The following is a 12,987-nucleotide window of genomic DNA, read 5'->3' as shown; positions in this document are numbered from 1 at the left end:
CGGCAATCTGACAAGCCTTCGCTTTCGTTATCACCAGGTGTTCACGAATAAAGCGAACCGCGCCGCATGCATCCGCGCCCGCGGCGCGCACGGCCGCACCCGGCGGCGCCGTCAACCTCAGCAGGGCTGCGAGGCGTCAAGCGTGTCGATGTAGTAGATGAAGATGTCCTCGTAGCCGCCCAGGCCGTTGATGAAACCGCCCGGGATCTTGCCCACCTTCGTGAAGCCGATGGACTCGTAGAGGTGCTGCGCGCTAGCGTTAGAGGCCACCACGGCGTTGAACTGCAGGCCGCGGAAACCCTTCTTGCCGCACGTTTCGATGCAGTTCTCCACCAGCTTGCGGCCAAGGCCAAGCCCGCGCGAGGCGCTGGCCACGGCGAAGCTGGCGTTGGCGATGTGCGCGCAGCGCCCGATGCTGTTCGGGCGCAGGATGTACATGCCGAAGATGATGCCGTTCACGTCGGCCACCATCGTGGCGGTTTGCGCGGAGAAAAACTCGTCGGCATTTTGCTCCGTCAGAGGTGTGACCTGCGGGAACGCATCGCCCGCTTCCACAACCTCGTTCCAAATGCGCACCATGGCCTTGATGTCGTCGGCCTGATACGGACGAATCTGCAACTCCATAGCTTCCCCTTTCTCCAAGCGCCCATCCCCTACGGACGCTCGTTTGATAACGTCGATGTACAGTCAAAAACCTACCGGCAAACAAAAACGCCGATGTGCAGTCAAAGTCAGCGAGGGCGCCTGTAGTGCGTCGCGTGGGCCTGAAACAAACGAGCATAGGCCTTTGGGCCATGCTCGCGCAGTTGAAGGTCCAGGCGGCGTGCCACAGGTGGCCGCAGCGTCGAGCGGTTCCGCTTGCCGGAACTACTTCACATCCCCCATCATGTCTTGGATCTTCTTGAGATCGGACATGCTCATGCCGCCCATACCTGGGATGCCCATGCGGCGGCGCTTGCCTTTCTTGCCCTTTTTGCCCTTCTTGTTGCCCATGTCCTCTACGGCGGGCATCATCTTCTTCATCATCTTCTTCGTCTCGTTGAACTTTTTCATGAGCTGGTTCACTTCCGAGACGTGCACGCCGGCGCCGGCGGCGATGCGGGCGCGGCGGCTGCCGTTTAAGAGCTCGGGCTTTTCGCGCTCGGCCTTCGTCATGGAGTTGATGATGACCTCCATGCGGTCAAGCGCACCCTCGTCCACCTGGCCTTGGCCGAGTGCCTTCTCGCCGCCGGGCAGGGCCGCGATAAGCTTCGACACGCCGCCCATCTTGCGGATTTGGCGGTTCATGGTGATGAAGTCGTTGAGGTTGAGCTGACTTTTCATGAGACGCTCGGTCTCGGCCTTCTCTTCCTCTTCCTGCTGCACCTTCACGGCGGACTCGATGAGCGAAAGCATGTCGCCCATGCCCAGGATGCGGCGCGCCATGCGGTCGGGATGGAATTCTTCCAGCGAGTCGGGCTTTTCGCCAGCGCTGATGAACTTGATGGGCTTGCCCGTGACCTCGCGGATGGAAAGCGCGCCGCCGCCGCGGGCGTCGCCGTCCATCTTCGACATGATGACGCCGTCGAAATCGACGCGCTCGGCGAAGGCGGCCGCCACGTTCACGACGTCCTGGCCGGTCATGGCGTCGACGACCATGAGGATTTGGTCGGGCTTGACGGCGCGCTTGATGGTCTGGGCCTCTTCCATCATCTGCTCGTCGACGTGCAAACGGCCCGCCGTGTCCACGATGACCACGTCGCGCAGGTTCGCGATGGCGTCCTTGATGCCGCCCTCGGCGATGGCCACCGGGTCTTTGCCATCGCCGCGGAACACGCGCACGCCGATTTCATTGCCGAGCGTTTCCAGCTGGTCGGCAGCGGCGGGGCGGTACACGTCGCACGCGGCAAGAAGCGGGCTGTGACCTTCGGCTTTCAGGCGGTAGGCCAGCTTGGCCGCCGCCGTGGTTTTGCCCGAGCCTTGCAGGCCCACGAGCATGATGACGTTCGGGATGCGGCTTGACAGCACCAGCTTGCTGTCCGTGCGGCCGAGCAGCTCCGTGAGCTCGTCGGTGACGATTTTGATGACGTTTTGCGTGGGCGACAGCGAGTCGAGCACCTCGGCGTCCAGGCAACGCTCCTTCGTGCGCGCGACGAACTGCTTGACCACTTTGAAGTTGACGTCGGCTTCCAGCATGGCCATGCGCACCTCGCGCATGGCGGAGTTGATGTCGTCTTCCGTCAGGCGGCCTTTGCCGCGCAGGCCGGAGAAGATGCCTTGCAGGCGATCTGATAGGTTCTCGAACATGAAGCGCCTCTTCTTGCGTGTCACGTGGGTTTTCGGTTTTGCAATCTTTTGAATTATAGCGGACAAGGCCACCGGCAGCGGGCCGGCAGGAAAAACAGCGAAGCGAGCCCATAAGGGCCCGCTTCGGGATGGGTGTTTGTGAGCGCGAAGAGAGAGCAGAGACGCCCGGGATGATGGAGCTCCAGGTAGCGAAAGCGCGGCCCCGCCCTGACCTTGCTAGCCACCGCCTCTTCCCCGCTGTTGCCCGGCGTCAGTGCGCCAGTTACCTGCGGTGCGTCCGACGCCGGCTATTGCGTGGATTCGTAGAGCAGCACGCCGTCGCCGTAGTCCTTCGCGGCGATGCCGCCTGTTGCCACCAGGTGGTTCAGGTACACGATGCCCTGCGTGAGAATGCACCATCGCTGCATGATGGGGATGTCGTCCCATTCGTCGAACGGCACGTTCCACTTCAGCGTGCGGATGATCTTGTAGCCGGTTAGGTGCGGAATGCGCGCGATGATGCCTTCGGCTTCGGCAAGGCGCGCCTCGTGGTGCTCCACCAGCCACGTGAAGCGTTCCTCGAAGCCGTCGCGGATGGGGCCGTGCGAATGGTACAGCTGGCTGATGCCGAGGTTTTGCACCTTCTGCATGCTGTCGAAGTACGTTTGCAGGCCGTCTTGACCATCGGCGAACAGCGCGATGGAGGGGCTGATGACGAACAGCGCGTGGTCGCCGCCGAACAAAATGCGGCTTTCCGGATGGAACAGCGACAAGTGACCAGGCGTGTGGCCAGGCGTTTCGACAACCTTAAACTCCCAGCGGCCCACCGTTACCGTATCGCCGTCGTGCAGCAGAAGCGTGCGCAGGCGCGCGGGGTCGAACATCTGCACCTCGATGCCTAAGCGCGCGGCCACCGACAGGCTTGCCAGCGGCACGCCCTGGCAGCGGTACAGGCGGCGCAGCGTTTCCAGGAACATGCCCGTGCGGCTTGCGCGCACCGCGGCAACCTCGTTGGCGCCGATTAGCAGAAAGCCGCCGTCGGGCACCACCTGGTCCACCAGGCCTGCGTGGTCCATATGCAAATGCGTGAGAAACCACTTCGCGCGGTCGCGGTCGACGGCCAGCTCATCGAGCGCGGCCGACAGCACGGCGGCGCCTTCATCGGTAGGCGCGCCCGTGTCCACCACCAGCGCATCGTCGCCGTCTTTGACCACGTAGCAGTTCGTGGCCGACGTGGAGATGTTCTCGAAAGGAACCTCGATCTTGTATACGTCGGGGTTTTGGTGAACCTGCTCGATGCGGCCGTCCATGCTAGCTCGCCTGGCGTTCGTCGAAGTCGCCCACCAGCGCACGGGCGAAGTCGTGCGCGTCGAAATCGCGCAGGTCGTCAAGGCCCTCGCCCACGCCGATCTTGATGATGGGCAGCTCAAGCTCGTGGCTGACGGCCAGCGCGATGCCGCCCTTCGCCGTGCCGTCGAGCTTCGTGACGATGAGCGCGTCCAGGTCCAGCTCGCGGTTGAACTCGCGCGCCTGCTGCAGACCGTTTTGGCCGGTGGTGGCGTCGATGACGAGCACCGTGTACACGGGCAGCTGCGAGCGCTTGCGCACGACGTTCACCACTTTCGTGAGCTCGCGCATGAGGTCGGCCGACGTGTGCAGGCGCCCGGCCGTGTCGATGAGCACCAGATCGGCGCCTTCGGCCTCGGCGCGCTCGAGCGTGTCGTAGCACACGCTGGCCGGGTCGGCACCGCGCTCGCGCGTGACCATCTCCACGTCGGCGCGGCGCGCCCACACCTCCAGCTGCTCGATGGCCGCGGCGCGGAACGTGTCGGCGCTGCCCAAGATGACCTTGCGGCCTGCGTCGTGCGCTTCCTTGGAAAGCTTGCCCACCGTGGTGGTTTTGCCCGTGCCGTTGATGCCGACGAACAGCACGCACGCCGGATCGCCGCCCAAGATTTCCTGCCCGCCTTCGGTGAACGTTTCGGCAATCTGGTCGTTGAGCATGTCGAGCACGGCGTAGGCATCGGGCAACGCCTTGCGCGTTGCCTGCTCGCGCAGGCGCTCGACGATGTCGCACGCCGCCGCGCCGCCGATGTCGGCCAGGATAAGCGTTTCTTCCAGACCGTCCCAGAATTCCTCGTCAAGATTGGGCCCGCGATCAAGCAGGACGTTCATCTCTTCCTTGAACTTGTTGCGCGAGCGCTGCAAGCCTTGGCTGATGCGGTCGAAAAATCCCATGGTGGTTCCTTTGCTGTGATGATCCCTTAACCGAGAAGCGGCTGCGCCGGGCGCTCACCTTTCGCCCGCGTGGCCACTTGCGGGCGCGCGCCCGCATTTGTTTCGCAACAAAGTATAACCCGTTGACGCAATAAGCGCACGAGCAGGGAAAACGCACACGAATTTATCGAGCGCCGCTAACAGGCGCTTTACGCTTGCGGCCTTGAAGCAGCGAAAGCCCCACGGCGGGGCTTTCTTTATTCGGCGTATTGCAGGGCTCGGTCGAGTTTTTGGCTGATGACTTTTGTGACGCCGTCTTTTTGCATGGACACGCCGAACAGCACGTCGGACATCTCCATGGTGCGGCGCTGGTGCGTGATCATGATGAGCTGCGTGTCGCTGCGGATAGACTGCAGATAAGCCGTCAGGCGCCGCAGGTTGCTGTCGTCAAGGGCCGCCTCCACCTCGTCGAGGATGTAGAACGGCGCGCTGCGGATGCGGTACACCGCGAACAGCAGCGCCAGCGCCGTGAGCGATTTCTCGCCGCCGGACATGAGCATCATCTTCGTGATGCGCTTGCCCGCCGGCTGCGCGTTCACCTCCACGCCCGTGTTCTCCACGTCGTCGGGATCGGTGAGGATGAGCTCGGCCGAACCTCCGGGGAACAACGTGGCGAAGATGCTGCGGAAGTTATCGTTGACCTGCTCGAACGTGGTGACGAAGTCGTCTTTCATGCGCGCATCGATCACGCGCACGATCTTCGCCAGGCTGCGGCGCGCGCCGTCAAGGTCGGCAAGCTGCGCGGCCAGATAGTCGTAGCGGGCGCGCACCTCGTCGTATTCGGCAGCGGCATCGGGGTTGATGGCGCCCATGTTCGCGATGCGGCGCTTCAGCTTGAACGCAGCGTCCTCGGCCTGCCCGCGATCCTCGAGCGGGTCAAGCTCAAGCGCGTGGTCAAGCGGCACGCCCATGTCCTGCACGATGGTGTTCACGGCGGCGTCGACCTGCACCTCAAGGCGGCCTTTCTCCACGCGCGCGGCCGACAGCTGCGCGTTCACGCCGTCGTAGGCCTCGTGCGCGGCCTTGGCGGCCTCGCGCGCGGCGTTGACCTGGGTATGCAGGCCCGACGACGAATCCTGCGCCGCCTGCGCCTGCTCTTCGAGTGCGCGCGTGCGACGACGGGCCGATGCCGACAGCTCGTCGATGAGCGCCAGCAGCGGCGCAATGCGCTGGCGCGCCACGATCTTGCGCGCAAGCTGGCGACGCTGGTCGGCCTCGGCGGCGTCGACCGATTCCACGTCGCGCGAGCGCGCCGACACGATGCGCGACGTGTACGTGTCGCGCTCGCGCAGCGTGGCCGCGGAAAGCTTCGCTTCCGACAAGCTATCGCGCAGCTGCGCCGCAGCTTTGCGCAGCGGAACCACCTGCTCGTTGAGCTCTTCGGTGCGCGCGGCGCGACGCTCGGCCGCGGCAGCAAGCTCGGCAAGCTGCGCTTCAAGCTTCTCCACCGTGGGGCGCGCCTCGGCCACCGTCTTGTCGGCCTGCTGGCGCTGGCGCTCCACGTCGGCGAACTCGCGGCGGCACGAGCTGAGCGCGTCGGCGGCACGCTTAGCCTCCGTTTGGGCGGCCTGCGTGTTGCCGCGCTGCTCGGCAAGCTTCTGCGACAGCTGCAGGCTTTCGGCCTGGGCCTGCCGCAGCGCTTCCTCGGCCGTGCGCTCCGCTTCCTGCGCCTGCGCGTGCGCGACCTTCGCGCCCACCAGTTCCTGACGCGATTCGTCAAGCTGGCGCGCGCGGGCAAGCACGCCCTCGCCGCCGGCGCATGCTGCGCCCACCGTCAGCTTGCCGGAAGGCCACACGATGCAGCCATCGGGCGTCACGAAGCGTACGGGCGCCGTGCAGCCCGCATGCGCGGCAATGGCCGCGTCAAGGTTCTCGCACACCACCACGTCGCCGAGCAGCGCCTCGACGGCGGGCGCATTTTCCTGCCCATAGGTAAGCGCATCCACCAGCGCACGCCCACCGCAAGCTGCAGCAGCATCGCGGGCGGAAACGGCCGCCTGCATGCCTTGCCGCGGCAGCAGCACCACTTCGCCGGCCTGGCCCGACTCCAACAGCGTGCGCGCAAGCTGGCCCGCCTGGTCGGCGCGCTGCACCATCAGCGCCGCAACGTCGGCGCCAAGCAGCGCCTCCACCAGGCCCTCGAAGCCCTCCTGCGCGCGCACGGCGTGCGACAGCGGGTCGAGCACCTGCCCCGACAGCTCGGCGTGCTTCACCAGCCACCCGCGCGCCGGGCCGGCGGCTGCCGACGTGCGTTCCACCTCTTCAAGCGCGGAAATGCGGCTTTCAAGCGTTGCTACCTGGCGATGCGCCGCGTCAACCTGGGAACGCGCGGCATCGCGCTCCTTCATGGCGCCGGCCACGCGTGCGCGCGCCGCGGCCTCGGCGGCCTGCACACCCTCAAGCGCCTCGGCCGCCGCCCGGCGGTTGTCTTCAAGCTTTTGCGCCTGCTCCTCGGCATGCGCCAGCGCCAGCTCCAGCTCTTTCGCGCGCCCTTCCACCAGCTTCGCGTGCGCCAAGCCGTTCGCCAACGCCTCCTGCGTTTGCGTCAACCGACGCCGCGCGTCCTGCTCCTGGCGTTCGTGGTCGCGACGTTGCCGCTCCAAGCGGTCAAGCTCTCCTTCCACGTTGCGGCGCTCGTCGGCATTCTGCTTGCGATCGGCCTCAAGCTGCGCCACCTTGTTCTGCGCAGCCTCCAAGTCGCGGCGCACGGCGGCAAGCTGCGCTTGCGCCTGATCGCGCTCCTCCACGGCCGCCGCGCGCTTGGCGCGCCCCGACTCTAGCGACACGCGCATATCGGCCTCGTAGCTTTGCGCGGCGCGGCGCTTCTCGTGCAGCAGCAACGTAGCGCCATCGAAGCGCTCGACCACCGCCGATGCGCGCTGATAGCGCTTCGACAGGTCGCCCGCCTGCTGCGTTTCGCGGCGAATCTGCTCCTGCAGCGCCTCGGCCTCGGATTCTGCCGCCGAAATGGCCTGATGGCGAACCTGCAGGTCGGCCACCAGCTGCTGCTCTTGCGCGCACGCGCTATCCCAGCTGCGGCGCAGCGCGCGCAGATCGTCCACGGCAAGCGCCAGGCTGACATCGGTCAGCTGCGCGGAAAGCTCCTGGTAGGCACGCGCCTTCTTCGCCTTGCGCTCAAGCGGGCCCAGCTGGCGCTCAACCTCGCCCACCACGTCGCGCACGCGCGCAAGCGTGGAGTCCATGGCGGCAAGCTTGCGCTCGCTTTTCGCCTTGCGCTGCTTGTGCTTGAGCACGCCAGCCGCTTCCTCGATGAGCGCGCGGCGGTCTTCCGGCTTCGATTGCAAGATGGAGTCCAGGCTGCCCTGGCTGATGATGGAATGCGTGCCCGTGCCCAGGCCCGAATCGTGCAGGATGTCCAGCACGTCCATGCGGCGGGCCAGCGACCCGTTGATCAGGTACTCGCTTTCGCCCGTGCGGTACATGCGGCGCGCGATGGACACTTCGTCGAATTCCACGGGCAGCTTGCCGTCGGAATTGTCGAGCACCAGCTCAACCTCGGCAAGGCCCGTGGCCTTTCGGGCCGACGAGCCTGCAAAGATGACGTCTTCCATGGAAGCGCCGCGCAGGTGCTTGGCGTTGCGTTCGCCTAGCACCCATAACACGGCGTCGGAGATATTCGATTTACCGGAACCGTTCGGGCCCACGATGGCCGTGATGCCTGGCTCCATGGAAAGGGCGCTTCGGTCAGCAAACGACTTGAAGCCCTTGAGCACCAGCGATTTCAGGTACACGGCTTACCCTTGCTTCAGCTGCTTGTGGCGCTCTTTCTCGTGCTTCTTGCGCGCCTTTTCCTCAGCTTTCGCGGCGGCTTTTTCCGCCTTGGCCAGCTTGGCAGCGGCGGCCTTCTCGGCGCGGGCCGTATCGTCCATGCCCAAACCGAAAAACTCGCCGAGCCGCGCGAGCGTGCTTTTCGCCGCCTGGCTTTCGGCTTCCTTCTTCGTGCGGCCCGTGCCGCGCGCAAGCCCCTGATTGCCGGCGAACACCTGCGCCACGAACGTGCGGTCGTGCGGCGGGCCCTGCGTTTCCACCAGCTTATACGTGGGCGTGATGCCGTCTTCCTGCAGCTTTTCCTGCAGCGCGCTCTTCGGGTTTTCCGGCTCTAACGCCAGCTCCTCGGACATGCGCGGGATAAGCGTTCGGTAGATGAAATCGCGCGCGACGTCCGTTCCGCCGTCCAAATACAGCGCGGCGACAACGGCCTCGTACACGTTTTCAAGCGCCGAATGCAGGCCGCGCTTGCCCGTGCCCGTTTCGGACGAACCGAACACGATGATGTCGGCAAAGCCCAGGCCAGAGGCCACATCGGACAGGCTTGCGCCCGACACCAACGCCACTTTGATGCGCGTAAGGCCGCCTTCGTCAAGTTCGTGGAAGCGCTCGAACGCGGCGTCGGCCACAATGGCGCCCAGCACCGAATCGCCCAAAAACTCCAGGCGTTCGTAGGAATAACGCACCGAACGGCCTTCCGTGGCCGAAGGGTGCGTGATGGCCGACAAGATGAATTGCTTTTCCTTGAACGTGTACCCGAGGATTTCCTCGGCGCGCTCAAGCTTTTCTGATTGTTCAGCAGTTAAGTTCATAAGCCCTCGAACCTAAAACGTTTTGCTATCCGTTTGCCCCTCATACGGTAACGCATGCGCGAGGCGCGTCATCATATTAGTGAGTAATTGTATCCGAGTCGTTTCCCTTGGCTACCATGTGCTCGATTATTTCAGAAACACCTTGGCGAACAACGCGCGCCGTGGTAAGCACGCCGTTTTTGATAGCCGTGGCGTTCGAGCTGCCGTGACCGACGATGCACGCGCCGCGCACGCCGAGCAAAGGCGCGCCGCCATATGTGTCGGGCGACACGACGTCTTTCAGGCCGCGCAGGCTGTCTTTGACGCACAGCGCGCCGATTTTCGCCTTCGTGGACGACATCATGGCGTCTTTCACAGCGCCGAACAGCACTTTCGCCGCGCCCTCGATGGTTTTCAGGCACACGTTGCCCGTGAAGCCGTCGGTAACCACCACATCGTACGTTGCGGCAAGCACGTCGCGCCCCTCGCAGTTGCCCACGAAGTTCGGCACGCGACGGCGCAGCAGCTGATGGGCGTCTTGGGCGAACTGGCTGCCCTTCGTGTCCTCCTCGCCGATGTTCAAAAGCGCCACGCTAGGCTTTTCGTACCCGAAGATCTTCTGCGCGTACACGCTTCCCATCTGGGCGAACTGCACCAGGTAGTCGGGTTTGCAGTCTGCGTTCGCCCCCACGTCGCACATGATGATGGGACGCACGGGAGACGGCACCACTGTGGCTAGGCACGGGCGCGACACGCCCTTGATGCGGCCCATGACCAGCGTTCCGGCCGCCAGGCACGCGCCGGTGGAGCCGGCGGAGAAAAAGCCTTGCGCGGCGCCTTCTTTCACCAGGCGGCAGCCCACCACCAGCGACGAGTCTTTCTTCTTGCGAACGGCTCGGGCGGGGTGCTCGGCCATGTCGATGACCTGCGTGGTCACCTGCGCGCGGCAACGCTCGTGCGACGCGGCAAACGGCTCGACGACGGCCTTCGGGCCGCACAGCACCACCGAGATATCCGCGTCGGCGGCAAGCGCGGCCGCCACACCTTCAAGCACCACGTCGGGAGCATGGTCGCCGCCCATGGCGTCGACGGCAATGGTCACCTTCTGGCTCATGCAACTTCCTCCTTCAGGGTTGCGGGTGCACAGCCCGCCTGCCAAACGCAAGAAAGCCTCCCCGGCGCTAGGGCGCAAGAGAGGCTCACTCGAATGCTAAATCACGCTCCGACGGAGTTACTCCGTCTCGATGACCTCGCGGTTCTTGTAGAAACCGCAGTTCGGGCACACGCGATGCGGAAGCTTAGCCTCGCCGCACTGCGGGCAGATGGAACGGGAAGGGGCTGCGATTTTGTCGTTAGCGGAACGACGGGAATGAGTGCGGGCGCGGCCCATTTTTTGCTTAGGTACTGCCATGATCTATCTCCTTGCTTTATGTCGGGCGCGCTGGGCGCTCGCTCGTTCGCTTGGTAAACACGCGAGGTGATATATTACCAAAGTATTTCCGTGCCCGCAAGGGTTAGGTTTGCAACCGCAACCCAAACCATGCAGGTTCCATAATTCCAGGCTATTGCCCGAAATCGATGTCCTTCAGCGCGGCGAAGGGGCTGACGCGACCGTCGGACATGCGCGGCAGGTCGTCGTCGGGCTGCGCCTGGCACGCGCACGGACCCTCGTTGAGGTTCGCCCCGCACTGCGCGCACAAACCGGCGCAATCCTCGCGGCACAGCGGCACCAGCGGCGCCTCCACCAAAATGGCCGCGATGATGAGCGGCTCAAGGTCTAGCACCTTGTCGGCGCCAAGCACCTCGAACTCGTCGTCTTCCATGTCTTCAGGCGCGGCCTCATCGGGGCTGAGCAGGAAATACCCTTCCACTTCCCCGTCAAGTTCCACGTCGAAGTAATCAAGACAGCGCGCGCACGGCACGCTGGCCAGCGCATGGGCGCGGCCCATGACCAACAGCGCGTCGCCGGTGTTGCTGACCGTGACGTTCCAATCGATAGGCTTCTTGAAGCGGTACGTATCGGGGCCGGCCTCAAGCGTGCCCAAGTTCAACTGCCCCGCAAAAGAAGAGCTCTCCGCAGTGACGAAGAGCTCGGGCGGGACCTCGAATTTCACGGCGTCCATTACTGACGGCCCTGCGCCATGGCGTTGGCGTTCAGACGGTCGCGGCAACGGCGCACGTTGTTCAGCAGCGTGTCGAGGCTTTGCTCGACATGGCCGAACACCTCGTCGGCGTAATCTTCCGCGCCCGCACGCGTTTGGCGCTCAAGCTCGCGCGCGTCGGCGAGCAGCTGGTCGGCCTGCTGCTGGGAAATGCGCACGATTTCCTGCTCGGAGGCGATGGTCATCGCCTGGCTGCGCGCATCCTCGATCATGCGGTTGGCCTCGGCCTCCGCATCGTCAAGCAGGCTTTGGCGTTCGCGCACGATCTGGCGCGACTGAGAGAATTCGCTGGGGAACGTGTCGCGAATCTCGTCCATGATCTCGAAAGCGGCAGCGATATCGACCTGGCGCAGGTTCGTCTTACCGAACACCGGCTTAGAGTCCTCAAGCAGAATCGAGAGCTCTTCCAAAAGCCCCAAGACTCCTGTTTCGTCCATGATGATCCTTCCACCCAGGCTTGCTGCGTTGAAACTGCGTTTGAGCATGCGGGACTAAAGCCCATGCATGCAGATAATCATAATAGCATGTGAGCGCGCCCGGCGCCCGTGAAGCACAAAGCATGCACACAGGCGCTGGGCAAACGGCAGGCACGTTAGCGGTTGCCGTACTTTTCCTTGAGAGCGGCGTTGACGCAGGCGGGCACGAACTGCTCCACGTCGCCGCCCATCTGCGCGATCTCGCGCACGATGGAGCTTGACAGGTACATGTACTGCGGCGGGGACATGATGAACACGGTTTCCAGCTCGGGCGACAGCTGGTAGTTCATGGCCGTCATCTGGAACTCGTATTCGAAGTCGGTGATGGCGCGCAGGCCTTTCACCACCGCCGTGGCCTCCATTTCCTTGGCGAAGTCCACCAGCAGGCCGTCGAACGGCGCCACCTTCACGCACGGCAGGTCGGCCGTGGCCTGCTCGATAAACGCCACGCGCTCCTCAAGCGTGAACAGCGGGGACTTCTTGATGGACGCGGCCGGCGCGACGATAATCTCGTCGAACAGCTGCGATGCGCGTGCGATCACGTCGAAATGACCGCTGGTGATGGGGTCGAACGTCCCCGGAATCAATGCACGCTTCATGGTTGGTGCAACTCCCTCTTTCGTTTCGATGGATCAGTCTGCGCAGGCGCTGGCACACAGCACATCTACGGTAGTATCGCCGTACTTCTTGCGCGATGCAAGTTCGAACCCGCATTCGGCGGCTGCGGCGGCGGCTTCGTCGTTGCTGGCAAGCGCATGCTCGTACACCACCAGCGCGTCGGGCGCCGCCACGCCGCGCTCGACCAGGCCCGCAACCATGCCCAGCACGTCGGCGGCGGCGTAGGCGTAGGGAGGGTCCAAGAAGATGAGGTCGAACGGCGGGCGCGAGAACTGCGGCGCGCGTTCGAGCACGTCGGCGCGCGTGACGGTGGCGCGGCGCGGCTCGAGGCCCATCTTCTCCACGTTCTTCTGCAGCACCTTCACCGCTTCCGGGGCGCGCTCGTAGAACACGGCGCGCGCAGCCCCGCGCGAGAGCGCTTCGAGCCCCAGCGCCCCCGAGCCGGCGAACGCGTCGAGCACCATGGCGTCCTCGAAGCCGCCGCGCGCGCTGAACACCGTGCTCATGACCGATTCGCGCACGCGGTCGGTGGTGGGACGGGTGCCGTCGCCTTTCGGGGCAAGCAGCGTGCGTCCGCGGAATTCGCCCGCGATGATTCTCATGGCAACC

Annotated in this window: 12 protein-coding genes; all 12 read right to left on the bottom strand. The window is 64.5% G+C overall.

Annotation, left to right across the window (positions count from 1 at the left end; all coding sequences use genetic code 11):
* Positions 1-117: 117 nt before the first annotated feature.
* On the bottom strand, positions 118-624 hold the full coding sequence (locus tag ACWI6D_RS05305; RefSeq protein ID WP_449133932.1) for an N-acetyltransferase family protein: 507 nt from the start codon (positions 622-624) through the stop codon (positions 118-120).
* Positions 625-867: 243 nt separating this feature from the next.
* Positions 868-2,286 (bottom strand): signal recognition particle protein, encoded by a 1,419-nt coding sequence (gene ffh, locus ACWI6D_RS05300; protein ID WP_449133931.1) that lies wholly within the window; start codon positions 2,284-2,286, stop codon positions 868-870.
* Between the two features lie 287 nt (positions 2,287-2,573).
* A complete protein-coding gene (locus tag ACWI6D_RS05295) occupies positions 2,574-3,575 on the bottom strand; it encodes an MBL fold metallo-hydrolase (RefSeq protein WP_449133930.1) in 1,002 nt (333 codons plus the stop codon).
* Position 3,576: 1 nt separating this feature from the next.
* Positions 3,577-4,503 carry a signal recognition particle-docking protein FtsY gene (gene ftsY, locus ACWI6D_RS05290; protein ID WP_449133929.1) on the bottom strand — a complete coding sequence of 309 codons (927 nt, stop codon included), beginning with the start codon at positions 4,501-4,503 and terminating at the stop codon, positions 3,577-3,579.
* Between the two features lie 236 nt (positions 4,504-4,739).
* A complete protein-coding gene (smc, locus tag ACWI6D_RS05285; RefSeq protein ID WP_449133928.1) occupies positions 4,740-8,294 on the bottom strand; it encodes a chromosome segregation protein SMC in 3,555 nt (1,184 codons plus the stop codon).
* Between the two features lie 3 nt (positions 8,295-8,297).
* Positions 8,298-9,143 (bottom strand): ribonuclease III, encoded by an 846-nt coding sequence (rnc, locus tag ACWI6D_RS05280; RefSeq protein ID WP_449133927.1) that lies wholly within the window; start codon positions 9,141-9,143, stop codon positions 8,298-8,300.
* Between the two features lie 76 nt (positions 9,144-9,219).
* Entirely contained in the window at positions 9,220-10,236 is a 1,017-nt protein-coding gene (plsX, locus tag ACWI6D_RS05275; protein WP_288284558.1) for a phosphate acyltransferase PlsX, read from the bottom strand.
* Positions 10,237-10,353: 117 nt separating this feature from the next.
* Entirely contained in the window at positions 10,354-10,533 is a 180-nt protein-coding gene (rpmF, locus tag ACWI6D_RS05270) for a 50S ribosomal protein L32 (RefSeq protein WP_129424380.1), read from the bottom strand.
* Positions 10,534-10,684: 151 nt separating this feature from the next.
* The gene (locus ACWI6D_RS05265; RefSeq protein ID WP_449133926.1) at positions 10,685-11,245 is read right to left on the bottom strand and encodes a YceD family protein; all 561 of its coding nucleotides are present in this window, start codon (positions 11,243-11,245) and stop codon (positions 10,685-10,687) included.
* Positions 11,245-11,721, bottom strand: a complete 477-nt coding sequence (locus ACWI6D_RS05260; RefSeq protein WP_129424376.1) for an ATPase — start codon at positions 11,719-11,721, stop codon at positions 11,245-11,247. The genes ACWI6D_RS05265 and ACWI6D_RS05260 overlap by 1 nt, the downstream gene beginning before the upstream one ends.
* A 155-nt stretch (positions 11,722-11,876) precedes the next feature.
* Positions 11,877-12,359 (bottom strand): pantetheine-phosphate adenylyltransferase, encoded by a 483-nt coding sequence (gene coaD, locus ACWI6D_RS05255; protein ID WP_129424374.1) that lies wholly within the window; start codon positions 12,357-12,359, stop codon positions 11,877-11,879.
* A gap of 33 nt (positions 12,360-12,392) precedes the next feature.
* Positions 12,393-12,980, bottom strand: coding sequence for a 16S rRNA (guanine(966)-N(2))-methyltransferase RsmD (rsmD, locus tag ACWI6D_RS05250; RefSeq protein ID WP_302718936.1), 588 nt, complete (start codon positions 12,978-12,980; stop codon positions 12,393-12,395).
* Positions 12,981-12,987: the final 7 nt, after the last annotated feature.

Source organism: Senegalimassilia sp., assembly GCF_977052095.1.
Note: the sequence above shows the minus strand (reverse complement) of the source record. Positions and strands in the feature narration are given on the sequence as shown.

Bases quoted from the DNA above. Each gene is read 5' to 3' on its own strand.
- ACWI6D_RS05305 (WP_449133932.1), bottom strand. From the start codon at position 624: ATGGAGTTGCAGATTCGTCCGTATCAGGCCGACGACATCAAGGCCATG.
- ffh (WP_449133931.1), bottom strand. From the start codon at position 2,286: ATGTTCGAGAACCTATCAGATCGCCTGCAAGGCATCTTCTCCGGCCTG.
- ACWI6D_RS05295 (WP_449133930.1), bottom strand. From the start codon at position 3,575: ATGGACGGCCGCATCGAGCAGGTTCACCAAAACCCCGACGTATACAAG.
- ftsY (WP_449133929.1), bottom strand. From the start codon at position 4,503: ATGGGATTTTTCGACCGCATCAGCCAAGGCTTGCAGCGCTCGCGCAAC.
- rnc (WP_449133927.1), bottom strand. From the start codon at position 9,143: ATGAACTTAACTGCTGAACAATCAGAAAAGCTTGAGCGCGCCGAGGAA.
- plsX (WP_288284558.1), bottom strand. From the start codon at position 10,236: ATGAGCCAGAAGGTGACCATTGCCGTCGACGCCATGGGCGGCGACCAT.
- rpmF (WP_129424380.1), bottom strand. From the start codon at position 10,533: ATGGCAGTACCTAAGCAAAAAATGGGCCGCGCCCGCACTCATTCCCGT.
- ACWI6D_RS05265 (WP_449133926.1), bottom strand. From the start codon at position 11,245: ATGGACGCCGTGAAATTCGAGGTCCCGCCCGAGCTCTTCGTCACTGCG.
- ACWI6D_RS05260 (WP_129424376.1), bottom strand. From the start codon at position 11,721: ATGGACGAAACAGGAGTCTTGGGGCTTTTGGAAGAGCTCTCGATTCTG.
- coaD (WP_129424374.1), bottom strand. From the start codon at position 12,359: ATGAAGCGTGCATTGATTCCGGGGACGTTCGACCCCATCACCAGCGGT.
- rsmD (WP_302718936.1), bottom strand. From the start codon at position 12,980: ATGAGAATCATCGCGGGCGAATTCCGCGGACGCACGCTGCTTGCCCCG.